Raw genomic sequence first — 23,539 nt, 5'->3', positions numbered from 1 at the left:
GTCACGGCCACTCCGACAGCCGCACGCCGCGCCCCTGGCGGCCTACGCTGCACCGCGACACAATGGGGGACACTTCTTAATTGAACCTTCAAATTCCTCGCGCGCCCGATCTCGACCCGCACCAAATCTGCCGATTTTGTCGGCAGCTATGCAAAGCCGCATGCGAATCCGCTGTGCCATGCACGCCGATGCATGCTGTTCGTCAGGGGATGCCTATTGGGCGCCGGCCTGCTGCAATTTGCCGAGTGCATTTTCGACCACTTCCAGCGTGTAGGGCTTCTGGACCACCGGCGCGGAGGCCAATGGCTCGGGGATCGGCGCGCGCTCGCCATAGCCGGTCGCGAAGATGAAGGGCACCCCGATCTCCTTTAGCTTCTGCGCCACCTTGATGCTGCTCTCGCTGCCGAGATTGAGATCGAGCAGAGCAAAGCTCGGCCGCGAACGCTCGATCGAGCGCAGTGCCTGGTCGACGGTTGCGGCGGTGTCGACGTGGCGGGCGCCGAGGTCGAGCAGGATGACCTCCGCGGCCATCGCGATGATCAGGTTGTCCTCCACGATCAGGGCCGTGTCGGAAATCCGTGGACGGGCAGATTGCTGCTCCTCGATACGCATGGCGGCTCCCGCGATGGATGGGACGAGCTGGACGAAGTTGGGCGGAATGACGAACTTCGCCTGGACGCCCAGGAGGTCGAAACGGATCTCGGCATCGCCCTTGAGATCGAACGGCACCGACCGCTCGATGATGGTGGTGCCGAAGCCGCGCCGCGACGGCGGCTGCACGGGCGGACCGCCGCTCTCCTTCCACTCGATGACGAGGCTGGAAGACGGGTCGAGGCGCCAGACCACCTCGACACTGCCGGTGGAATCGGCAAGCGCGCCGTACTTGGCGGAATTGGTCATCATCTCATGGACGACGAGCGCCAGCGTCGCGAACGCCTTTGGATCGAGCGCGACGTCCGGACCGCCCATCTTCACCCGGTCTGCGCGCGCCCCGAGATAGGCGCCGGCCTCGGACTCGACCAGGGTGCGGAGCGCGACGGGTGCCCAGTTCAGGTTCGTGATCTGGTCGTGGGCGCGCGCGAGGGCCTGGATGCGGCCGCCGAGCACGCTGGCGAACTCCTCGATGCCGGTCGCAGTCTCCTTGCTCTGCGCCACCAGGGCGCGCACGAGGCTCAGGATGTTGCGGACGCGATGATTGAGCTCGGCGATCATCAGTTCCTGCCGCTCCTGTGCCCCGCGGCGCTCGCGCGCGGCGAGGTCGGACAGTTGCAGGATCACCTCCAGCAGCGTGACGCGCAGGCTCTCGGCGATGCGGATATCGGCCGCCGACCACGGCTTCGACTGCCCCGCCACCGTTTCCTGCCATAGCTCGAAGCTCTTGCGCGGGGTCAGACGCGGCCCATGCGGCCCTTCGTCGTAGACCTTGTTGGGATCGGCGGCCCATTTCACCGATCGCGTGACTTCGCGGCGGAAGAAGATCAGGCAATCGCGCGGGGTCCGCGAGATCGGGATGGCGAGAAAGCCCGCCGCGCGGTCACGGAAGGCCTGGCCGGCGGCGTAGACCTGGGCGATCTCGGCGCTGGCGAAGATCCGGCCCGGCGAAGTCCGGTTGATGAAGGCGACGAGATCCTTCACCTCATCTTCGGTCGGGGTCTCGCCCTCGAGCGCGATGGTGTTATCGGACCAGACTGCGACGCCGTCGCACTCGATCATCTTGCGGTAGTCGCCCAGGAAATCGACGATCGCCCGCCGGCTGTGGTCGTGCGAGGCCGCGATCTCGATCAATCGCTCCTGGACCTGATGCGCGCGGGCCTCATAGGCGACGTCACCCTCGCGCTCGCGGCCTTCCACGATCCACGAGAACATCTGACCGAACAGCTCGGAGGCCGTGCGTTTGTCGAACGAAATGTAACGCGGCGAATAATGGTGACAAGCAAACAGGCCCCACAGCTTGCCGTCACGCAGGATCGACACCGACATGGAGGCGGCAACGCCCATGTTACGCAGATACTCGATGTGGATCGGCGACACCGAGCGCAGCACGCTCATCGACAGGTCGAGCAGTCCCGCATTGTGCGTGGCCGTGGACATCAGCGCGGCAGGCCGCGCGTCGACGTCGGCGATGATGCGCAGCCAGTTGCGCTGATAGAGCGCGCGCGCTTGCCTTGGGATGTCGGATGCAGGGTAACGCAGGCCGAAGAAGGATTCGAGCCCGGACTCCGCCGTCTCGGCGATCACCTCGCCGGACCCGTCCGGGTGAAACTGATAGACCATGACGCGGTCGAAGCCGGTCAGCACCTTGAGCTGACGCGCCGCCTCGCGCGCCAAATCGGCCATTCCGCGCGTCTTGCGGATCCGTTCGAGCATCAAGCGCACAAGCTCGCCGGAATTGACGCCGGGCTCGTGGACGCTCGGCTCCGCCTCGATGATCAGATAGACGCCGGAGAGATGAATCGAAAGATCGAAGAGTGGCTTGCCGGGCTGCAGCTCGACGCCGAACAGGCGTTCGGTCGCATCCGGACCGCCGAGATGATCGACCCGGCTGCGGATCGTTTCAACCGCCGCCCCGGAGATCACGCCCGACAGCGGCCGCTGCAGCAGGTCGGCAACATCCGTTCCAAGAAAGCTCCCGACGTTGTCCGAGGCCATGCAGATCGTGAAATCCGAGAGCACGGCCAGCAGGAAGCCAAACGGCTGCACGCTGCCGGGAATGTGGATCGGCTCGCGATCGCAATTGGTGAGATTGACGGCCTGGTTCATGACCGGTCCGCCGCCTGCTCGAATGCGGCGAAGGCGATGTGGGCCGCCGCGATCGCCTCGTCTTCATCCCAACGCTCGTCGATTGCAAGCTTCGCCAGGAAACTTTGCCAAAACCGCCTGCCGGTGCCGTGACTGAGATAGGCGACAGCTTCGCGGATGCGCGGATTGCCGGAATCCGCGACCATCTTCAGCAGGAATTTTGCCCCGAGACGGGAGCCTTCGAGCACATACATCGTGCCCACAACGCCGCTGCGCGTCAGTGGGGGTACGGACACCAGCCTCGGCACCGCGCTGCCGAGGCGCTCGAGATCAGCCAGGATTGCCACGCTTCGCGACCGCTCCGGCCAGTCCGGGAAAGCCCTGCTGACGTCGGCCTCGACGAGTGCCGACTCGAGCGGCAGCAAGGCGCCGGCGCTGGCTTGCAGAAAGCGCCGATAGCCGGAGAGCTCGGTCAGATCGAACGCCGATAGCTGCGCGTCGAGGTCGCGGTGCGCGGCCGACGTTGCGTCTCTTAGTCGTTCGCGCAGTCCGGAGAAGCTGCGGCCTCCCTGCGTTGAAACGTCCGAAGCCCCAGCCAGCATGAAATTCCCGAGAACGCAGGTTGCCGCGGGCGCGACGCGCCCGGCAACCGAGGGAACGCCGGCGGCACGCAATAGTTCCGCCGGCCTTGGCACCGCGAGCGGCGAGACATGGGGGGTCCACTCCGTTCATTTCCGCCGAACCGTCCTTCTGAGCTCGTGCTCGATCTCGCTCCGGGACATCCCGAAATCCTGAAGCTCGCGTTCGGTCATGGCCGCGAGCTGGCAGCGGATCCGAGACCGCTCGTGCCGGGTCTGCAGGAGTTCCAGCAGCGTCCGACAGGCTCGCACAAACATCGCGGGCCGTGGCGAACAGGAGCGGCCGGTGGACGCGACCTGGTCCAATCCGGTCAGCTCGCTGCCCTCGCGGAGGCTTGCGGAAACGGGCCGAGCGCCTTCTCGGTCAGCATGGAGTCGCAGTACTCGCGAATCTCCTTGATCTTGCCGTCCTCCAGGCGAAACACGAGGCAATAATCGTTGTCGTAACGCACGCCCTCGGGCGTGACGTTATCTCCCTTGGCTTCGACCACCACGATGTCGCCATCGGCGATGAAGCGATGGGCGACGGTCCGCGTGCGGTCGCGCAGGCGCGTGCGGACATAGCCGTGCAGATCTTTGAGGATCGCGTCCTTGCCGGCAAAGGTGCGCGACCAGGAATATTGCCCGGTGACGACCCATTTGGCGTCGTCGGCGAGACTTGCTGTAAACAGGGCGCGGTCGCGCGCGGCCGGATCGGGATTGGCGGCCGCGGCAAAGATATCCTGCAGCAGTTTCTTGTTGGCGCTCGTGTTCATGGCGGCATCTCCTCGTGGTGACAACGTGGAGATCATCGCCGGGCCAACGTCATTCTTCAAATCGATAGAGAATATGATATCTATTCACCTCATGAATTTGAAAACGCTCGACCTCAACCTGTTGACCGCGCTCGACGCATTGCTGCGCGAGGCCAATGTCAGCCGCGCGGCGATGAGGATCGGCCTGTCACAGCCGGCGACGAGCCACGCCTTGCAGCGCCTGCGCGACATCTTCGGTGACCCGCTGCTGGTGCGCACGGGCGTACGGATGGAGCTGACGCCGCGGGCGCTCGCCCTGCGTGCGCCGCTGGCGCAGGCTCTCGACCAGGTCCGCGGGCTGTTCTTGCCCGATGAGTTCGATGCCGCGCGCAGCGAGCGGCAGTTCCGCCTGATGATGCCGGATCTCGCAGTCGAGCTGTTGATGCCGCCCTTGATGGCGAAAGTGACGCGCCTTGCCCCCAACGTCCGCATCGACGTGGTGCCGTGGCGGGGACCTGCGATCTTCCACGCCGAGTTCGCCCGCACCATCGACCTCGTGATCTCGATCGGCAACGCCTTCAAGGGGTTTCATCGCCAGTTGCTCTACACCGACAGCGACGCGCTGGCGGTGCGGCGCGGCCATCCTGTGGGAGCGAGGCTGAAGCGACGCGAGGCGTTCCTGGCCGCCCGCCATGTCGGCGTGATCATCCGCGGCAATGCCGAGGATCTCATCGACACCTGGCTGCGCGGCAAAGGCGTCGAGCGACATATCTCGCTGGTCGTGCCGGGCTATCTCGAAGCCTTGCACGTTGCCGCGCGCACCGATCTCGTCGCCTTCGTGCCGCGCCGGCTGATCGCCGCGCTGTCGCAGCAGCTCGGCCTCGTCACGGTGACGCCGCCGCTCGATCCAGGGATCGACGAGCAGTTCATGTTCCACCCGACGCGCGCGCAGATGGACCCCGGTTCGATCTGGCTGAGAAGGCTGATGCTGGAGACGGGGCGGCAGCTGGAGCAAGCCAGGCGGAAACTCCCGTAGCAAGCTCTCGTATGGTGGGTTAGCCGAAGGCGTAACCCACCACTTTGGTTTCCGCAGCAACAGAAGAGGTGGGTTACGCTGCGCTAACCCACCCCACAACAGCTGCGCTCCTACGCCTTCTGCGCCGCCATCACCTTACTCACCGCGGGGCGATCGGACATGCGCATGAAGTGATCGGCGATCTTCGGCGTCGCATTGATGTCGACGCTGTCGCCTTCGAGCCAGGTCGAGAGCGTATAAAGATAGGGATCGCAGATCGTGTACTGATCGCCCATCACCCAGGGTCCCTGAAACATCTTCTGCTCGATCAGCTTGAAGCAAGCGCCCATGGTCTTCGGCACCATCGCCTTCATGTCGGCGAACGAGCTCTCCTCCGTCGCCCAGCGCGCGCCGCGCATCTTGTGGGCGTGGTTGATGTGCACGGTCGAGCAGAGATAGGAGTTGAACGACTGCACCTGGGCGAAGTCGAAGGGATCGTCGAGCGGCGCGAGCTTCGCCTTGGGGAAGGTCTGCGCGAGATAGGCCAGCATCGCCGGCGTCTCGGTCAGGACGCCGCGGTCGGTGACCAGCGCCGGCACCCGGCCCTTTGGGTTGATGGCGAGATAGTCCGGGCTGTTCTGCTGGTTGTCCTTGAAGCTCAGCCGCTCAGCGGTGTAGTTGGCGCCGGCCTCTTCCAGGGTGATGTAGGTGGCGAGCGCGCAGGTGCCGGTGGCGTAGTAGAGCTTGAGCATGTCGGACCTCATGGGGAAAACCGGAGGTTAACGGTCCTCCGCCGCGCCGTCCATAGGCGGCCAGTTCGCAGTTGCCCACGGCCGCCCGGCTGTGCCAAGACGCCTCCATCGGAGGGGTTTTCTCATGACGGTACTCATCGCCGGTGGCGGCATCGGCGGGCTGACGCTTGCGCTCAGCCTGCATCAAATCGGCGTTCCCGTGAAAGTGTTCGAGAGCGTCGCGGAACTGAAGCCGCTCGGGGTCGGCATCAACGTGCTGCCGCATGCGGTGCGCGAGCTGATCGAGCTCGGCCTGCTGGACAAGCTGGACGCCAGCGGTGTGCGGACGCGCGAGCTCGCATATTTCTCCAAGCACGGCAAGCCGATCTGGAGCGAGCCGCGCGGCCTTGAGGCCGGCTACAAATGGCCGCAATTCTCGATCCATCGCGGCACGCTGCAGCAGATCCTGCTCGACACCGCGCTCGAGCGGCTCGGCCGCGACAACATCCTCACCAGCCATCATCTGACCGGCTGGACCGAGACGGCGGGCGGCGTGCGCGCCGACTTCGTCGACAGGGCGACCGGCAAGGCCGCCGGCACCTACGAGGGCACGATCCTGATCGCCGCCGACGGCATCCATTCCGCCGCACGAGAAAAGCTCTATCTGAACGAAGGCCCGCCGATCTGGAACGGCCGCATCCTCTGGCGCGGCGTCACGCCGGCCAAAGCCTTCCTCACCGGCCGCAGCATGATCATGGCCGGTCACGAGATCCTGAAATTCGTCTGCTATCCGATCTCGAAAGAAGCGGACGCCGACGGCAACCACCTCATCAACTGGGTCGCGGAGCGCCACATGCCGCCGACCTATCAGTGGCGTCGCGAGGACTATAACCGCACGGCGCGGCTCGATGAGTTCCTGCCCTGGTTCGAAAGCTGGCAGTTCGACTGGCTCGACGTGCCCGCCCTGATCAGGAACTGCCCGCACGCTTACGAATATCCGCTGGTCGACCGCGATCCGGTGTCGCAATGGACCTTCGGCCGCGTCACGCTGATGGGCGATGCCGCGCATCCGATGTACCCGATCGGCTCGAACGGCGCCTCGCAGGCGATCCTCGACGCGCGCGTCATCACCCGCGAGATCCTGGCGCACGGTCCGACGCAGGCGGCACTGCTCGCCTATGAGGCCGAGCGGCGGCCCGCAACCACCGACCTCGTCCTGCTCAACCGCAAGAACGGTCCCGAGCAGGTGATGCAGCTGGTCGAGGAGCGCGCGCCTGACGGGTACAAGGTCGTCACCGACGTGCTGTCGCAAAAGGAGCTGGAGGACATCGCCGCGAACTACAAGCGCGTTGCGGGATTTCAGGTCGAGGCGCTGAATGCGAAGCCGCCGATCGTGAGCAAGGACGCGCGCGCGGTCGGGTGAGTTCTTTGCTCAAGGCGAGATGTGCGCGAATACGCCCTCTCCCCTTGCGGGAGAGGGCAGCGACGCAGGTAGAAGCGGACTCACTTGGGTGAGGGGTTCTGTCCGCAGGTAAATCTTTTGCAGTAGAATTCGCTGAGGCAACCCCTCATCCGGCGCTTCGCGCCACCTTCTCCCGCAAGGGGAGAAGGAAGAGCAGTGCGCACCGCCGAACTATTTTCCCACCACCCTCGCCGCCTCCAACAATCGCTCGCTGGCGCTTGCCGTCGCCAGCACGGTGCCGTCCTCTGCCATCAGCTTGGCTTCGACGAAGGCGATGGTCTTGCCGAGCTGCGTGACCTTGGCTTCGCCGGTGATCGGACCGGGCTTTGCGGGTGCCAAAAAATTCACGGTCATGCTGATCGTGGTGGTGTAGAGCCGGCCCTCGCTCATCACCAGCACCGCCGGACCCATGGTGTCGTCGAGCATCGCCGAGAGCATGCCGCCCTGGATGAAGCCCGCGGGGTTGCAGAACTCCGGCTTGCCGTCGAAGCCGAGCTTGATCCAGCCCTCCTCCGGACGGGCATCGAGCAGGCGCCAGCCGAGCAGCTCGGCGCATGGGGGCCTTGGGAAGTTATCGAGCGCGGTCTTGACCATGCGAGATCTCCTTTGCCCCCTGTTAGCGCAAGCCTGCTGACAGCCTGCTGTCAGCAGGATGGATGCTAGAGATCCAATCCATGCGCGATGACCTTGCGCATGACGTTGGGCAGCGCCTCATCTGCCAGAGTCGCGATCGGCACCCAACGCATGCCCTCGGGCGCGCGGACCCGGGCCTCGGCCTTGGCCGTGTAGACCACTAGCTCGAGCGGAAAATGCGTGAAGACGTGGGTGACGGCGCCCACCTTGCGCTGCCAGCGCGACAGCCCCTTCAGCTGCGGCGCCTGCTGCTTCGCCGTTGCATCGTCCTGGCCGGCGAGCCAGTCCGAGCACGGCACCTCCGTCATGCCGCCGAGCAACCCCTTTTCGGGCCTCGAGCGGACGAGCAGCTCGTCGCCGCGCGTGACCACGAAGGCGGCACCGCGCCTGAGCATCCCGCTCTTCTTCGGTGCCTTGCGCGGGAACGTCTCCTGGGTGCCCTGCGCGCGTGCCGCGCAGTCCTCGTTCAGCGGACACAGCGAACAGGCCGGCTTCTTCGGCGTGCAGATCGAGGCGCCGAGATCCATCAGCGCCTGCGCGCTGTCGCCGGCGCGAGACTCCGCCAGCAGCGTCGCGGCGAGTTGCTGGATGAGCGGCTTGGCTTGCGGCAGCTCCTCCTCGACCGCGAACAGCCGCGACACCACGCGCTCGATATTGCCGTCGACCGGCATGGTGCGGCGGTCGAACGCGATCGCCGCAATCGCCGCCGCCGTGTAGGGCCCGATCCCCGGCAGCGCGCGCAGCCCCTCCTCGGTATCCGGAAACACGCCGCCATGCTCGCGCGTCACCGCCACGGCGCAGGCATGGAGGTTGCGTGCGCGCGAGTAATAGCCGAGCCCGGCCCACATCCGCAGCACGTCGTCCTGCGAGGCTCGCCCCAGCGCCGTGACATCCGGCCAGCGCGCGACGAATTTTTCGAAATAAGGGCCGACCGCCTTCACGGTGGTCTGCTGGAGCATGATCTCGGAGAGCCAGACGCGGTAAGGATCGGACGCCTCGCCCGGCCCGGCGCGCCAAGGCAGTCGGCGGCGATGGCGATCGTACCATTGCAGGAGCGCGAGCGGGCGAACCGACGACGCCGTACTCTGTTCCTTCTTGCGCGCAGTCGTGGAGAGCATGCACCTTTACTAGAGGAGGATTCCGCCTGTGGCCAGCGCGACCGGACCGTTGCGCCCTATAACGCCTTGCGTTATACACAGACATGATCCAGAGCTTCGCCAACTCCGAGACAGAGTTGATCTGGTCCGGTCGGCGAAGTCGAAAACTGCCGCCCGACATTCAGAATGTGGCTTTGCGAAAGCTGCGCTTGTTGAACCAGGCGCGGGTGTTGGCGGATCTCAAGGTTCCTCCGGGCAATCGACTGGAGCCCTGAAAGCCAACCGCGAAGGTCAGCACTCGATCCGGATCAACGATCAGTGGCGCATCTGTTTTGTGTGGGATGAAGGAGGACCGAGAGATGTCGAAATCGTCGACTACCACTAGGAACGGGTTCCTCCGCAATCCCCATCCCGGCGAGATCCTGCTGGAAGAGTTTTTGAAGCCGATGGAGCTGAGCCAGAACGCGCTGGCGCGGGCCGTTCACGTCCCGCCGCGGCGGATCAACGAGATCGTCCTCGGCAAGCGCGACATCACCGCCGACACTGACCTGCGGCTCGCCCGCTATTTCGGTCTGTCGGAGGGCTTTTTCCTGGGTCTGCAGATGGACTATGATCTGATGCAACGACGGCGCGAGATCGATCGCGACCTCAAGGCCATCCGGCCTCGCGCCGCGGCATAACGGACGGCTCATGTCCAAATTCGGCCCCATCTTCAAGCCCGGCCCGGTCAGCGCCAAACCGCTCGGGATCCTGCTCGACGACGTCTTTGCCGAGGCCTATGCCAAGCAGGGCTTTGCGGCGCGCGAGCTGGTGACGCGGTGGGCACAGATCGCGGGGCCGGAGATCGCGGCCCATGCCGAGCCGCTCAAGATGCAATGGCCGCGGCCGGTCGAGGGTCAGCCGCAGGAGCCGGCAACCCTGGTGCTACGGGTCGAGGGGCCGATGGCGCTGGAGATTCAGCATTCGGCCGACGTGATCCTGGAGCGGGTCAACCGCTTCTTCGGCTGGAGCGCGGTCGGCAAGCTGGCCTTCCGCCAGGCGCCCCTGTCGCGGCCGCGGGCCCGGAAGCGGCCCGGCCCACCCGACCCCAAGGCCGTCGCCAAGGTGGCGGAGAACCTGACCGAGATCGAAGATGAAGAACTGAAGACCGCGCTGGCGCGCCTCGGGGCCGCCATCAAGCGAAATTGAGCCTCATTCCGCGGCCAAACTGGACCTGTCCGTAGCGCCCGCCATTGCCTCAAACGACGTTTCAAGCTAGCGACAGGCCGTCCGAGCAGGAAACCTTGACCCGTCCTTCGGGCGAACCTTGCCAATCCCGGGAGCCGACCTTGATCATCACCCGCCGCGCCTTCACCACGATGCTGTCGCTGACCGGGCTTGCCGCGTTCGCCGGGCTCTCGCCGCTGCGGTTCATCTCGGACGCCATGATCCCTGAAGCAATGGCGCAGTCGGCCGCCGATGTCGCCAAGCCGGTGTCGCTGCCCGACATGGCGCTCGGCCCGAAGGATGCCGCCGTCACCATCACCGAATACGCCTCGATGACATGCCCGCACTGCGCCGCCTTCAACGAGCAGGTGTTCCCGAAGATCAAGACGGAATACATCGACACCGGCAAGGTGCGTTACATCTTCCGCGAGTTCCCGCTCGACATCAAAGCCGCCGCCGGCTCGATGCTGTCGCGCTGCATCGCCAAGGACGATGCGCCGAAATACTTCGCGGTCACCGACATGCTGTTCCGCCAGCAGAATGACTGGGTGATGAAGAACACCACCGAGACCCTGACGCGGATCGGCAAGCAGGCCGGCCTCACCCAGCAGCAGGTCGAGGCCTGCCTGAAGGACCAGGCGCTGCTCGACAAGATTGCCGCCGACCAGAAATATGCCAGCGACGTGCTCAAGGTGGATTCGACGCCGACCTTCTTCATCAACGGCGAGAAGATCAAGGGCGACACCTCGTTCGAGGAGTTCGCCAAGAAGATCAACCCGCTGCTGAAGAGCTGATTCGCGCGTCAAGATCCTGATTCGCATCTCGAAAGCCGTATCTTTCCCGGCATAAATCCCTTGGGAAAAGCGGCTTTCGCCGGTTGCCCTCGCGGCGCACCGCGGCCATTGTCCAGCCGCATGAGGCGCCTCGCGCGACTCACCCAGACAGCGACATTGCCTTCCATGGTATTGTCCCGGCAGGGGGATTCGCGCCTGCCAACAGAGATGCGTGCTTATGAAAATCACCCGCCTGCGCCTTCACGGTTTCAAGTCCTTCGTTGAGCCCACGGACTTCGTCATCGAGCCCGGCCTGACCGGCGTGGTCGGCCCCAACGGCTGCGGCAAGTCCAATCTCGTCGAGGCGCTGCGCTGGGCGATGGGCGAGACCTCCTACAAGTCGCTGCGCGCGGCCGACATGGATGCGGTGATCTTCGCCGGCTCCGGCAATCGTCCGGCGCGCAACCATGCCGAAGTGACGATGACGATCGACAATGCCGATCGCACCGCGCCGGCGGCGATGAACGACAGCCAGATCCTGGAAATCTCCCGCCGCATCGAGCGCGAGGCCGGCTCGGTCTACCGCATCAACGGCCGCGACGTGCGGGCCCGCGACGTGCAGATCCTGTTCGCGGACGCCGCCACCGGCGCACGCTCGCCCGCCCTCGTCCACCAGGGCAAGATCGGCGAGATCATCCAGGCCAAGCCCGAGCAGCGCCGCCGCGTGCTGGAAGATGCCGCGGGCGTTGCCGGCCTGCATGCCCGCCGTCACGAGGCCGAGCTGCGGCTGAAGGCGGCCGAAACCAACCTCACCCGCGTCGAGGATGTGATCGGCCAGCTCTCCGGCCAGATGGAAGGCCTGAAGAAGCAGGCTCGCCAGGCCGTGCGCTATCGCGAGGTCGCCGCCAAGGTCCGCAAGGCCGAAGCCACGCTGTTCCACCTGCGCTGGGTCGGTGCCCATGCCGACGTCAACGAGTCCGGCCAGACCCACGATCTCGCCGTGCGCGAGATGGCCGAGCGCACCCAGCACCAGGCCGAAGCCGCCCGCATCCAGGCGATCCGCGCCGCCGAGATGCCGGCGCTGCGCGATGCCGAAGCGCGCGCCGCGGCCGGCCTGCAGCGCCTGACCAATGCCCGCGAGCAGCTCGACCGTGAGGAAGAGCGCGCCAAGGAGCGCGTCACCGAGCTCGAGCGCCGCCTTGCCCAGTTCGAGGGCGACATTTCCCGTGCTCAGCAGCAGACCATGGATGCCGACGTCGCGCTGCAGCGGCTCGACGCCGAAGATGCCGAGCTGAAGGAAGAGATCAAGTCGCGCGTCGAGAAGCGCTCCGGCGTCGACGAGCGCGTTGCCGAGGCCGAGGCGGTGCTGACCGAAACCGAGCAGCGCTTCGCCGAGCTCACCACCGCACTCGCCGACCTCACCGCCAAGCGCAACCAGCTCGAGGCCAACGTCCGCACCCATCGCGACAAGCTCGCCCGGCTCGATCAGGAGATCGCGAACGTCACGGCGGAAGAGCAGAAGCTCACCGAAGCAACCGGCGGCTTCGGCGATCTCGACGAGCTGACCGCGCTGGTCGAGACGGCGGAAGAGACGCTGGCGGCCTCCGAAGCTGCGGCGCAGGCCAGCGAAGCGGCGCATGTCGCGGCACGCCAGACGCTGGAATCCTCACGCTCGCCGCTGGTCGAGGCCGACAAGCGCGTGCAGCGGCTCGAGACCGAGGCGCGCACGATCTCCAAGATCGTCAACGGCGAGACCAAGAATTTGTGGCCGCCGATCATCGACGGCATCACGGTCGACAAGGGCTTTGAAAAGGCGATCGGCGCCGCGCTCGGCGACGATCTCGACGCCCCGATCGATCCGTCGGCGCCGATGCGCTGGACCAATGTCGGACACACCGAGGGAGATCCGGAGCTGCCCGAAGGCGCCGTTCCGCTCTCCAACCATGTGCAGGCGCCGGCCGAGCTGGCGCGCCGCCTCGCTCAGATCGGCGTGGTGCCACGCGAGCGCGGCGCCGAGCTGGTCTCGCAGCTCAAGACCGGCCAGCGGCTGGTCTCGCCCGAGGGCGACGTCTGGCGCTGGGACGGTTTTGTCGCCGCAGCACATGCCCCGACTGGCGCCGCCCGGCGCCTCGCCGAACGTGCCCGCCTCGTCGACATCGAGAACGAGCTGGAGCAGGCCCGCATCGACGCGCAGATCAAGCGCCAGGCGCTGGAGAACGCCGAGTCCGAGCTGCAGATGGCGGCGAGCACCGAAGGCGCCAGCCGCGAAGCCTGGCGCGGCGCCCAGCGCGAGCTGAACGTCGCGCGCGAGCGCCACGCCAATGCCGAGCGCGAGATCAGCCGCCATGCCGCGCGCAAGGCGACGCTGTCGGAAGCGCACAGCCGGCTCGCCGCCGATCGCGCCGAAGCCGAGGCCGCCTACGAATACGCCCAGGCCGGCATCGGCGAGCTGCCGTCGAGCGAAGACACCGAGACCCAGCTCGCCGCCGTCCGCAGCGACATCGAAGGCCGCCGCCGCATGGCCGCCCAGGTCCGCGCCGAGGCGCAGGCGCTGGCACGTGAGGCCGAGCTCGCCGATCGCCGCGTGCAGGCGATCCTCGCCGAACGCACCGAGTGGCAGAACCGCAAGGAGAGCGCGGCCTCCCATATCGACACCATCCAGGCGCGCATCGCCGAGCTCACGATCGAGCGCAGCGAGCTCGAAAACGCCCCGGCCGTGTTCGCCGAAAAGCGCAGCGCGCTGATCACCGAGATCGAATACGCCGAGAACGACCGCCGCATGGCCGCCGACGCGCTCGCCACCGCGGAAACCGCGATGGCCGAGACCGACCGAGTCGCCAAGCTGACGCTCGAAGCACTGTCGAGTGCCCGCGAGGCCACCGCCCGCGCCGAGGAGCGCATGGAAGGCGCCCGCCGCCGTCTGGAAGACATCGAGCGCGAGATCCGCGACATGCTCGAGGTCGAGCCGCAGGCCGTCGCCGGCCTTGCCGAGCTCGAGCCCGGCGCCGAACTGCCGCCGCTGCACGAGATCGAGGAGGACCTCGAGAAGATGCGCCGGGACCGCGAGCGCCTCGGCGCCGTCAATCTGCGCGCCGAGGAAGAGCTGCGCGAGGTCGAGACCCAGCACACCGGCCTCGTCACCGAGCGCGACGACCTGGTCGAGGCCATCAAGCGGCTGCGCCAGGGCATCCAGAGCCTCAACAAGGAAGCCCGCGAGCGGCTGCTGACCTCGTTCGACGTCGTCAACGAGCACTTCAAGCGCCTGTTCGTCGAGCTGTTCGGCGGCGGCGAAGCCGCGCTGCACCTGATCGAGAGCGACGACCCCCTGGAAGCCGGCCTCGAAATCATCGCCAAGCCGCCGGGCAAGAAACCGCAGACGCTGTCGCTGCTCTCGGGCGGCGAGCAGGCGCTGACCGCGATGGCGCTGATCTTCGCGGTGTTCCTGACCAACCCCTCGCCGATCTGCGTGCTGGACGAAGTCGACGCGCCGCTCGACGACCACAACGTCGAACGGTACTGCAACCTCCTGCACGAGATGACTGGCTCGACCGACACGCGCTTTATCATCATCACGCACAACCCGATCACGATGGCGCGGATGAACCGCCTGTTCGGCGTCACCATGGCCGAGCGCGGCGTGTCGCAGCTGGTGTCGGTGAGCCTCGCCGAGGCCGTGGACATTCTCGACCAGAACGTGGCGTGATAGCTCGATCGCGCCACACCCATTGCGTCATCATCCGCCTTGTGCGCAAATTGCGCACTGGTGCGGACTGATCCAGTACGCCGCGGCTTCTCGGTTAACGGCACTGTCTCGGAGTACTGGATGCCCCGCCTTCGCGGGGCATGACTGCGGATGATGATCTCCCCCACCCTTCCCGCCGAACTGAAAGCCGCCCTCGACGGCAAGCTGCAGGGCTTCTCCCGCAGCGACGCGGCCCGGCGCTCGCAGAAGATCTCGACTACGTATCGCGCCGGCGGCACCTCCGGCACGATCAAGTCGGACGCAGATGCGCTCGCGTATGCGCTGGCGCGCATGCCCGCGACCTACGCGGCGGTGGCGGCGAGCCTCAATGCGCTCACCGAGATCGCGCCTGATCTCGCCCCCGAAACATTGCTCGACGTCGGCGCCGGTCCGGGCACCGCCAGCTGGGCCGCCGCGGAAGCCTTTCCTTCGCTACAGGATTTTACCCTGCTCGATGCCAACGCGACGCTCAGCCGGCTCGCGCTCGAGCTCGCACGCGACAGCTCGCGCCTCGCGGAGTGCCGTTATCTGCCCGGCGATGCCGGCGGCAACCTCGCCGAGGTCTCACAGGCCGATCTCGTCATCGCCAGCTACATCATCGGCGAGCTCAGCGAGGCCGATCAGCGCAAGCTGACCGAGGCGATGTGGGCCAGGGCGCGCCACGCGCTGGTGGTGATCGAGCCCGGCACGCCCGCTGGCTATGCCCGCATCCTCGCCCTGCGCCAGCAGCTGATCGCAGCTGGCGCCTTCGTCACCGCGCCCTGCCCGCACGAAAGGCCGTGCCCGCTCATCGCGCCCGACTGGTGCCATTTCAGCCAGCGCCTGCCCCGGTCGCAGGCGCACCGGCAGATCAAGGGCGCCGAGGTCCCGTTCGAGGACGAGCGCTTCATCTACGTCGCCCTGACCGGCACCCCGCCCGCGAGCCGCGCCGCGCGCGTGCTGGCACCGCCGGACGTCGGCAAGGCCGAGATCGCGGCCAAGCTTTGCACGGAGGCTGGGGTTGCGCCGGCAAACGTCCCGCGGCGGGACAAGGCGGCCTATGCCGAGGCCCGGCGCTGGCGCTGGGGCGATGCCGTCATGTCCGAAAGTTAATTTCGCTGGCCGTGCCTACCTTGAACTCGGGCCGTTCCTGATCCGACCAAGTCTTACCTTCCCTCCGCGCCGGGCTCTCATCCTGCGTTAATTTCGTCTACCCTAGCGCCCGCCTTCTTCCCTCTTCAGGAGTTCTCCATGTCGACCGGCTGGATCGTTCTCGGCGTCATCGTCGTCCTCGCGCTGATCGCTTTCAGCGCCTACAACCGCCTGGTGGCGCTGAGCCAGCGTGTCGGCCAGGCCTTTGCCGACATCGACGTGCAGCTCAAGCAGCGTCACGACCTGATCCCGAACCTGGTCGAGACGGTGAAGGGCTACGCCTCGCACGAGCGCGGCACGCTCGACGACGTCATCAAGGCGCGCAATTCGGCGATGTCGGCACAGGGCCCGGCGCAGGTGTCCGCGGCCGAGAACCAGCTCTCCGGCGCGCTCGGCCGGCTGATCGCGCTGTCGGAGGCCTATCCCGACCTCAAGGCCAACGCCAATTTCCAGCAGCTCGCGTCCGAGCTCTCCGACCTCGAAAACAAGATCGCGGCGAGCCGCCGCTTCTTCAACAACGCGGTGCAGGAATACAATACCGGCATCCAGCAGCTGCCCGCAGCTCTGTTCGCGGGCATGTTCGGCTTCACCAAAAAGGACTTCTTCGATCTCGGCGCCAGCCGCACCGAGGTCGAGACCGTGCCGCAGGTGAAGTTCTGATTTGAGCCGATAGGCCGGCAGGGCATCGCGTCATGGCCGTGTATGGTCTCTACACGCACATCGCCTCGAACAAGCTTCGTTCGATGCTGCTGCTCGCCGGCCTGTTCGCGCTGGTCTATGTGCTGGTCTATGCCGGCGCGCTGGTGGCCGAGGTGTTCATCGACGACAGTGAGACCGCCGCGTACTATCTGAGACACGCCTTCTCGGACCTGCTCAAGGCCGCGCCGATTGCAACTGTCGTGGCGGCGGTCTGGATCGTGATCGCCTATTTCTTTCACCAGTCGATGATCGATGCCGTGACCGGCGGCCACAGCGTCACCCGGCAGGAACAGCCGCGGCTCTACAATCTGCTCGAGAACCTCTGCATCTCGCGCGGCCTCACCATGCCGAAGCTGAAGATCATGGAGAGCCCGGCGCTAAACGCGTTCGCGACCGGCCTCAATCCGCGGCAATATTCCATCACGGTCACCACGGGTCTCCTCGATGCGCTCAACGACAAGGAGATCGAGGCGGTGCTCGGCCACGAGCTGACCCACATCAAGAACGGCGATGTGCAACTCATGGTGGTCGCCGTCATCATCGCCGGCGTGGTCGGCTTCTTCGGCGAATTGTTCTTCCGCCTGTTCACGAATCTGAACTGGAGCTCGGGCGGCTCCTCGTCCTCGGGCTCCTCCTCGTCGTCGCGGTCGTCCTCGTCATCGAGCGACAGCAAGAGCTCCGGCGGCGGCGCGATCATCGTCATCATCATCGCCATCGTGCTGATCGTGCTGGCCTGGCTGCTGTCGCAGGTGGTGAAACTCGCACTGTCGCGGTCGCGCGAATATCTCGCCGACGCCGGTTCGGTCGAGCTGACGAAAGACCCCGACGCCATGATCTCGGCGCTGCGCAAGATCGAGGGCCGCGGCGAGCTTCCCGGCGCGACCTCGGCCGTGATGGAGCTCTGCGTCGACAATCCGCGCGAGGGCTTTGCCGACCTGTTCGCGACCCATCCTTCCGTGCAGTCCCGGATCGACGCGCTGGTCAAGTTCGCCGGCGGGCGCGATCCAGGCCCGCTGCCGGACCCCGCCGAAGAGACGGAACAACTCGAGACCGAACATGCCGGCGCACAGGACGGGCCGCGGCCGCTCTCGCAGGGGCCGTGGAGCGATGCGGCCGGTCCCGCCAGCCCGCCGCCCGTTCCCGCGCCCAGTCCCTCTGGAGCCCCGGCAGCCAATCCGATGGGACCGTGGGGCCGTCACTGACGGCGTGATTTGCCGCTTCATGCGCCGGGTTTCCCGGCAATCGGGAAAATCCTCGGGAATTGCCGTAAGTGGAGCGCGAGGAATTGAATTCTCCCTTGTTTCTGCCATGTTCGCGCCCAACAGCAGACTCGGGACGTCTTTCGGGACATCGATTTGGGGCCCGGCCGATTGCGACCTCGCGATCGGGGGCGCGCGTTAGGGGACAGCAATGGCAAAGCCGGCAGTGGTTGTGGTGGGCGCGGACAAGGGCGGGGTCGGCAAGACCACGGTATCGCGCACCCTGCTCGATTATTTCTCGGCCAACAACGTGCCGACGCGGGCGTTCGACACGGAGTCGCCGCGCGGAACCCTGAAGCGCTTCCACCCCGACATCACCGAGATCGTCGACATGACGACGACGGCCGATCAGATGAAGATCTTCGACACGCTCAACGCTGTCAGCCCTTCGGTCACCGTGATCGACGTCCGCGCCGGCCTGCTTTCGCCGGCGCTGGCCTCGCTGCGCGACATCGGCTTCCTCGACGCCGCCAAGGCCGGCCAGATCACCTTCGCCGTGTTCCACATCCTCGGACCCTCGATCGCCTCGCTGGAGGAGATCGCGGAGACCGCAGGCTTCATGGGGGGCGCGAAATATTTCCTGGTGAAGAACTTCATCAACGACACCCAGTTCTTCCAGTGGGACCAGGCGACCTACAATTCCTACTTCCACCGCATCAAGGACGCGACCGAGCTGACCATCCCCAAGCTCAACGAGATGGCCTATGAGCAGGTCGAGGTCTCCTCGGTCCCGTTCCTGAAATTCGTGGCCAACAAGGGCATCAGCGACGAGGCCGCGAACTATTCCTTCGTGCTGCGCGGTTATGTCCGGCACTGGCTGGCCAATGTCTGGAGCGAATACGACCGCATCCGCCTGACTGACATCGTCGGGTCGAAATCCGCCACCCGCAACAGCGAAAAATAGTTGCGCAAGCCGGGCTGATACGGCTGGATTGGGCGGTGAGTTGGCCTGATATAGCTGGCGATGCCCGCGACACCCGTCTACATCATCTGCTCGCCCCGCCCGCAGGTCGGCAAGACCTTGCTGGCGCGGCTTTTGAGCGAATTCCTGCTGCTCAAGAACGGCAACGTCGCGGCCTTCGACGTCAACCTGAAGGAGCCGTCGCTGCTCGATTACCTGCCGAAGGTGACCGAGACCGCCGACGTGATCGACACCTTCGGCAAGATGCAGCTGATGGACCGCGTCATCGTCGATGACGGACTTGCCAAGGTGATCGACCTCGGCTTCCACGCCTTCGACGAGTTCTTCAAGATGACCGACGAGATCGGCTTGCTGAAGGAGGCGGCGCGGCGCCACGTTGCGCCGATGATCCTGTTCGTGGCCGACACCGACCGCGTCTCGGCCCGCGCCCACGAGATGCTGCGTGGGCGGATCCCGCGGATGAACCTGGTCACGGTGGACAACGAATATGTCGTCCGCGGCGAGCTGCCGCCGGCAATGGGAGGCGGCCGGCTGTTCCGCCTTCCCGCGCTGCCCGGTTTCCTCAAGACTTATATCGACCGGCTGAATTTCTCCTTCACGGGCTATCTGCGCCAGGAGAAGGACTCTTCGACCGAGCTGCACCAATGGACCCGGCGCAACTACATCGCCTTCCGGGAGCTCGAGCTCAGCCTGATATTGCAGCGGTCGTGAAGCATTCGATCGGGAAGCTCGGTGTTCACCTCTCCCCAGCGGGGAGAGGTGAACCGCGTCCTTGGCCCACACACCGCCCCCGAAGCTTGTTCTGCCTCGTTGACGCTCAGTGCCCCTCGAACGACATCAGCGTGCGCACGGGCACGTCCATGGCGCGCAGCTTGGCGGCGCCGCCGAGCTCGGGCAGGTCGACGATGAAGCAGGCGGCAACCACGTTGGCGCCGATCTGGCGCAGCAGCTTGACCGCGCCTTCCGCGGTGCCGCCGGTGGCGATGAGATCGTCGACCAGGATCACGCGCTCGCCGGGTGCGACCGCGTCGACATGCATCTCCATCTCGTCGATGCCGTATTCGAGCGAATAGGCGATGCGCACCGTGGTATGCGGCAGCTTGCCCTTCTTGCGGATCGGCACGAAGCCCGCCGAGAGCTGATGCGCCACCGCGCCGCCGATGATGAAGCCGCGCGCCTCCATGCCGGCGACCTTGTCGATCTTGTTGCCGGCCCAGGGGTTGACGAGCTCGTCCACGGCTCGGCGGAACGCGCGCGCATCCGCGAGCAGGGTGGTGATGTCGCGGAACATGATCCCGGGCTTGGGATAATCCGGGATGGTGCGGACGCTGGCCTTGATGTCGTGGTCAAAAGTCATTCGTGCCTCTCAATTGACCGGCGCATCCAGCCGGAACGCGTTTTCGACAATACGTAGCCCCACCTCGCCGCCGAGCGACATCAGCGATTCCGGGTGGAATTGCACGCCGGCGACCGGCAGGGTCTTGTGCTCCAGCGCCATGGCGACGCCGTCCTCGGTGCTGGCGGTGACGCTGAGCACCTCCGGCATGCTGTCGCGCTCGACATAGAGCGAGTGATAGCGGCCGATGACGATCTCGTTCGGCAAATTGCGCATCAGCCGTCCGCCGCGCACCTGCACCCGCGAGGGCCGGCCGTGGGCGGGATGGGTGAGCTGGCCGAGCTCGCCGCCGAAATATTCGCCGATCGCCTGCACGCCGAGGCAGACGCCGAACACCGGCAGCTTCTTCTCCAGCGCCGCATCGATCGTCGTCTTGATCCCGAAATCCTCAGGGCGCCCGGGGCCGGGCGACAGCACCAGCAAGTCCCACCTCTTCTGCTTGAGCATGTCGAGCGCATGCACATAGCGGACCACGGTGACGCTGGCGCCGACCTGACGGAAATAATCGGCGAGCATGTGCACGAAGCTGTCGTCATGGTCGATCAGCAGCACCTGCTTGCCCGAGCCCGTGGCATCAGGCGCAAAGGTCGAGAGCGGCTTCGGCGGATCGCCGCGCAGCGCCTGGAACAGGGCGGCGGCCTTGACCTGGCATTCGCGGTCTTCTGCGGCGGGGTCTGAATCGAACAGGCAGGTGGCGCCGACGCGCACTTCGGCGAGGCCATCCTTCATGCGGATGGTGCGGATGGTGAGGCCGGTGTTAATGCTGCCGTCGAAATTCACCGCGCCGATCGCGCCGGCATACCAGCGCCGCGGCGAGCGCTCGTGGTCCTCGACGAACTGCATCGCCCACAGCTTTGGCGCGCCGGTGACGGTGACAGCCCAGGCGTGGGTGAGGAAGGCATCGAGCGCATCGAAGCCGGGGCGCAACATGCCCTCGACGTGATCAACGGTGTGGAACAGCTTTGAGTAAGTCTCGATCTGGCGGCGCGCCAGGACCTTGATGGTGCCGGGTACGCAGACGCGCGCCTTGTCGTTGCGGTCGACGTCGGTGCACATGTTGAGCTCGAACTCGTCCTTCTCCGAGTTCAGCAGCTGGCGGATCTGCTCGGCATCGCCGATCGCATCAAGGCCGCGCGCGATCGTGCCCGAGATCGGGCAGGTCTCGACGCGGCGGCCGTCCGAACGCACGAACATTTCGGGCGAAGCCGAGACCAGAAACTCGCCCTCGCCGAGATTCATCAGCGCACCATAGGGCGACGGGTTGATGACGCAGAGGCGCTGGAACACTTCGGCCGGCGAGCGGTCGCAGGGCTCGGCGAACAGCTGGCCCGGCACGGCCTCGAACAGATCGCCACGGGCAAAGGCGGCGCGCGCTGTCTCGACCGTGGCCTGATATTCGCCCGGCGCGTGATCGGCAAAGCCCTGGCGCGGCGTCTTCAGATAGGGGCTGTCGGCGGTCTCGCGCGGCAGGCCTTCGGTCGACTTGCCCTGCCAGGCGAAATCGTAAGAGAGCACCACGCCGCGGCCGGTGGCACGGTCGTAGGCGAGTAGGCGATCGGGAATATAGAGCACGATATCGCGCTGGTCGGCCTCGCGCGGGCGCTTCTGCACGAGGTCCTCGATCTGGAACACGAGGTCGTAGGCGAAGGCGCCGAACAGGCCGAGCAGGCCGTCGTCACTGGCGGAGAAGGCAGCGACGAGATCGCGCACCAGCGACATCACGCTGGCACGCCGCGTGCGCTGGTCCTCCTCGACCGGGGCATCGCCGCGGATGATGTGGCCGGCAAGGCGGCTCGACGTTCTCTCGGAGATGACGACACAGGGTTCGCGCAGGACATCGCCGAGGAAGGCGATCAGCACCTCTCCGCGCGCGTTCAGCGCTTCCAGCTTGAAATTGACGCCAACGGTCTCGAGCTTGAGCGGCGGGTCGGAGAAGCCGAGATCGAAGCTCTCGTAGCGGCCGGGCACGGTCGTGCCCGAGGACAGCACCACGCCGCGGCGGCGGTCGAGCAGGTTGATCAGGTCGTCGAGCCGGTTGGCGCCGCCGGTGAACTGCTCGGCCACACGCGTGATCGCAAGCCCCGCGCGGGTCACGTAGTCGCTTCGAGCCGGGAGGGCAAAGACTGTCCTGTTCATGTCGTCCTCTTACGAAACTTGTCGAGGAAACGCCACACAGGACAAACGATCAGGCCGCCGCACTGCGTGGCGACCTCAGACGATTTTGAGAAATGAAATCGCACCGGTCACCTCTTTAGGAGGTGCGCCACCAAAGACGGGCTGGGCGGACGGCGGTGCTCATGGGCGGATACTCACCATGGCACGGGGGCGGCGTCAAGGGTGCGGCAAGGCGGTAGCCCGGATGGAGCGCAGCGCAATCCGGGGTTCGTCCACAATCGGAAAGTCCCCGGATTCCGCTTCGCTCCATCCGGGCTACGGACTAGAGGCCGCACCGCTTCCAAAGCGCGGCCATGTCAGCATCGGTCGCGTACTCGGCTCGATCGGCCTCGCGGAGCCCCTCAAGAACGGCAGCGCGATGGTCCTCCGGGACCTTGAAGGCCTCACGCTTCGACTGCGCATCGGCTTCAGATTTGTCCTTCACGCTCCTACCCCAGATGCTTCCTGAAAAACTCCGTCGCTCGGCCCCAGGCGAGCTCGGCGGCTTCGCGGTCGTGCACGGCCTGGCGCTGCTCGTTGACGAAGGCGTGCTCGGCGTCATAGCGGAACAGCTCCAGCGACTTGCCGGCGGCCTTCATGGCCTTCTCGAAACTGTTGACCAGCTCCGGCGTGCACCAATCGTCCTTGTTGGCGAAATGGGCCTGCAGCGGGATCTTGACGTCGGCAGGCTTGGCGGCCTGCTCGGGCGGGATGCCGTAGAACACGACGCCCGCCGCGAGCTCCGGGATCTTGGTCGCGCCGATGATGGTCACGGCACCGCCGAGGCAGAAGCCGGTCAGCCCGACCTTGGCACCGTTGCGCGACAGATATTGCGTGGCGCCGCGCACGGTCTGCGTGGTGGCGTCCATGAAGTCGAGCGAGTTCATCTCCTTGTTGGCGCTGTCCGTGTCGTGATACGGCACCACCTTGCCCTTGTAGAGATCGGGCGCCAGCGCGTCGAAGCCGGCCAGCGCGAAGCGGTCGCACAGGCCCTTGATCTGATCGGACAGGCCCCACCATTCCTGGATCACGACGACGCCCGGCGCATTGCCGCGCCCGGCATTGGCGAGATAGCCAGAGGCGTCCTTACCGTCCGGGCGCTTGAAGGTGATGCTGGTTCCCATGGTGTCCTCCGGTGAGTTTCTGGGGGATCGGTTGGCGGTATTTTGGCGGGTGGGAGCGCGCGGCGCAATCCACACTCTTGTCAT

General features: G+C 66.0%; 22 protein-coding genes and 1 pseudogene. 12 read left to right on the top strand and 11 right to left on the bottom strand.

Translation table 11 applies throughout. From position 1 onward, the window contains the following. Nucleotides 1-213: 213 nt before the first annotated feature. From I6F36_RS34480 to I6F36_RS34465, 4 genes are all read right to left on the bottom strand, one after another. Nucleotides 214-2,760: an HWE histidine kinase domain-containing protein gene (locus tag I6F36_RS34480; RefSeq protein ID WP_225172988.1), complete on the bottom strand. Its 2,547-nt coding sequence runs from the start codon at nt 2,758-2,760 to the stop codon at nt 214-216. Next, nucleotides 2,757-3,341, bottom strand: coding sequence for a biliverdin-producing heme oxygenase (locus I6F36_RS34475; RefSeq protein ID WP_225172987.1), 585 nt, complete (start codon nt 3,339-3,341; stop codon nt 2,757-2,759). The genes I6F36_RS34480 and I6F36_RS34475 overlap by 4 nt, the downstream gene beginning before the upstream one ends. 126 nt (nt 3,342-3,467) lie before the next feature. Beyond that, on the bottom strand, nt 3,468-3,635 hold the full coding sequence (locus I6F36_RS34470) for a DUF1127 domain-containing protein (protein WP_225150684.1): 168 nt from the start codon (nt 3,633-3,635) through the stop codon (nt 3,468-3,470). Nucleotides 3,636-3,688: 53 nt separating this feature from the next. Then, complete coding sequence (locus I6F36_RS34465) at nt 3,689-4,132, bottom strand: nuclear transport factor 2 family protein (protein ID WP_225172986.1); 444 nt, start codon at nt 4,130-4,132, stop codon at nt 3,689-3,691. Between the two features lie 91 nt (nt 4,133-4,223). Between I6F36_RS34465 and I6F36_RS34460 the strand changes: the two genes are divergently transcribed. After that, nucleotides 4,224-5,147: a LysR family transcriptional regulator gene (locus I6F36_RS34460; RefSeq protein ID WP_225172985.1), complete on the top strand. Its 924-nt coding sequence runs from the start codon at nt 4,224-4,226 to the stop codon at nt 5,145-5,147. A gap of 110 nt (nt 5,148-5,257) precedes the next feature. On the opposite strand, the gene I6F36_RS34455 is transcribed toward I6F36_RS34460, so the two are convergent. Then, nucleotides 5,258-5,878, bottom strand: coding sequence for a glutathione S-transferase family protein (locus tag I6F36_RS34455; RefSeq protein ID WP_225172984.1), 621 nt, complete (start codon nt 5,876-5,878; stop codon nt 5,258-5,260). 124 nt (nt 5,879-6,002) lie between these two features. Between I6F36_RS34455 and I6F36_RS34450 the strand changes: the two genes are divergently transcribed. After that, complete coding sequence (locus I6F36_RS34450) at nt 6,003-7,280, top strand: flavin-dependent oxidoreductase (RefSeq protein WP_109144988.1); 1,278 nt, start codon at nt 6,003-6,005, stop codon at nt 7,278-7,280. 210 nt (nt 7,281-7,490) lie between these two features. On the opposite strand, the gene I6F36_RS34445 is transcribed toward I6F36_RS34450, so the two are convergent. Next, entirely contained in the window at nt 7,491-7,913 is a 423-nt protein-coding gene (locus I6F36_RS34445; protein ID WP_036006298.1) for a PaaI family thioesterase, read from the bottom strand. 65 nt (nt 7,914-7,978) lie between these two features. Next, nucleotides 7,979-9,070, bottom strand: coding sequence for an A/G-specific adenine glycosylase (gene mutY / locus I6F36_RS34440; protein WP_225172983.1), 1,092 nt, complete (start codon nt 9,068-9,070; stop codon nt 7,979-7,981). A gap of 83 nt (nt 9,071-9,153) precedes the next feature. Between mutY and I6F36_RS34435 the strand changes: the two are divergent. From I6F36_RS34435 to I6F36_RS34390, 10 genes and pseudogenes are all read left to right on the top strand, one after another. Then, nucleotides 9,154-9,434: pseudogene (locus tag I6F36_RS34435) on the top strand (type II toxin-antitoxin system RelE/ParE family toxin). Next, nucleotides 9,409-9,729 (top strand): HigA family addiction module antitoxin, encoded by a 321-nt coding sequence (locus I6F36_RS34430; protein WP_036024868.1) that lies wholly within the window; start codon nt 9,409-9,411, stop codon nt 9,727-9,729. The pseudogene I6F36_RS34435 and the gene I6F36_RS34430 overlap by 26 nt, the downstream one beginning before the upstream one ends. Before the next feature lie 10 nt (nt 9,730-9,739). Next, nucleotides 9,740-10,237 carry a DUF721 domain-containing protein gene (locus I6F36_RS34425; RefSeq protein ID WP_036006294.1) on the top strand — a complete coding sequence of 166 codons (498 nt, stop codon included), beginning with the start codon at nt 9,740-9,742 and terminating at the stop codon, nt 10,235-10,237. Between the two features lie 140 nt (nt 10,238-10,377). After that, a complete protein-coding gene (locus I6F36_RS34420; protein ID WP_036006292.1) occupies nt 10,378-11,049 on the top strand; it encodes a DsbA family protein in 672 nt (223 codons plus the stop codon). Nucleotides 11,050-11,266: 217 nt separating this feature from the next. Then, the gene (smc, locus tag I6F36_RS34415) at nt 11,267-14,731 is read left to right on the top strand and encodes a chromosome segregation protein SMC (RefSeq protein WP_225157815.1); all 3,465 of its coding nucleotides are present in this window, start codon (nt 11,267-11,269) and stop codon (nt 14,729-14,731) included. Between the two features lie 150 nt (nt 14,732-14,881). Next, nucleotides 14,882-15,862 (top strand): small ribosomal subunit Rsm22 family protein, encoded by a 981-nt coding sequence (locus I6F36_RS34410; RefSeq protein WP_225172982.1) that lies wholly within the window; start codon nt 14,882-14,884, stop codon nt 15,860-15,862. Nucleotides 15,863-16,000: 138 nt separating this feature from the next. Next, nucleotides 16,001-16,561, top strand: a complete 561-nt coding sequence (locus I6F36_RS34405) for a LemA family protein (RefSeq protein ID WP_036006288.1) — start codon at nt 16,001-16,003, stop codon at nt 16,559-16,561. A 32-nt stretch (nt 16,562-16,593) separates the two neighbouring features. Then, nucleotides 16,594-17,802 carry a M48 family metallopeptidase gene (locus I6F36_RS34400; protein ID WP_225172981.1) on the top strand — a complete coding sequence of 403 codons (1,209 nt, stop codon included), beginning with the start codon at nt 16,594-16,596 and terminating at the stop codon, nt 17,800-17,802. 208 nt (nt 17,803-18,010) lie between these two features. Continuing rightward, nucleotides 18,011-18,763 (top strand): hypothetical protein, encoded by a 753-nt coding sequence (locus I6F36_RS34395; RefSeq protein ID WP_036024846.1) that lies wholly within the window; start codon nt 18,011-18,013, stop codon nt 18,761-18,763. Between the two features lie 60 nt (nt 18,764-18,823). Continuing rightward, a complete protein-coding gene (locus I6F36_RS34390; protein WP_036006282.1) occupies nt 18,824-19,492 on the top strand; it encodes a hypothetical protein in 669 nt (222 codons plus the stop codon). 106 nt (nt 19,493-19,598) lie between these two features. Here the strand turns inward: I6F36_RS34390 and I6F36_RS34385 are convergent, their stop codons facing one another. The 4 genes from I6F36_RS34385 to I6F36_RS34370 form a co-directional block, all read right to left on the bottom strand. Next, nucleotides 19,599-20,138, bottom strand: a complete 540-nt coding sequence (locus tag I6F36_RS34385; protein ID WP_036024845.1) for an adenine phosphoribosyltransferase — start codon at nt 20,136-20,138, stop codon at nt 19,599-19,601. 9 nt (nt 20,139-20,147) lie between these two features. Further along, the gene (locus I6F36_RS34380) at nt 20,148-22,313 is read right to left on the bottom strand and encodes an anthranilate synthase component I (protein WP_225172980.1); all 2,166 of its coding nucleotides are present in this window, start codon (nt 22,311-22,313) and stop codon (nt 20,148-20,150) included. A 301-nt stretch (nt 22,314-22,614) separates the two neighbouring features. Further along, complete coding sequence (locus tag I6F36_RS34375; RefSeq protein WP_157784007.1) at nt 22,615-22,776, bottom strand: hypothetical protein; 162 nt, start codon at nt 22,774-22,776, stop codon at nt 22,615-22,617. Nucleotides 22,777-22,780: 4 nt separating this feature from the next. After that, nucleotides 22,781-23,455 (bottom strand): dienelactone hydrolase family protein, encoded by a 675-nt coding sequence (locus I6F36_RS34370; protein ID WP_225172979.1) that lies wholly within the window; start codon nt 23,453-23,455, stop codon nt 22,781-22,783. Between the last annotated feature and the right edge of the window lie 84 nt (nt 23,456-23,539).

It is taken from the genome of Bradyrhizobium sp. BRP19 (assembly GCF_020194195.1).
Classification (GTDB): domain Bacteria; phylum Pseudomonadota; class Alphaproteobacteria; order Rhizobiales; family Xanthobacteraceae; genus Bradyrhizobium; species Bradyrhizobium yuanmingense.
Note: the sequence above shows the minus strand (reverse complement) of the source record. Positions and strands in the feature narration are given on the sequence as shown.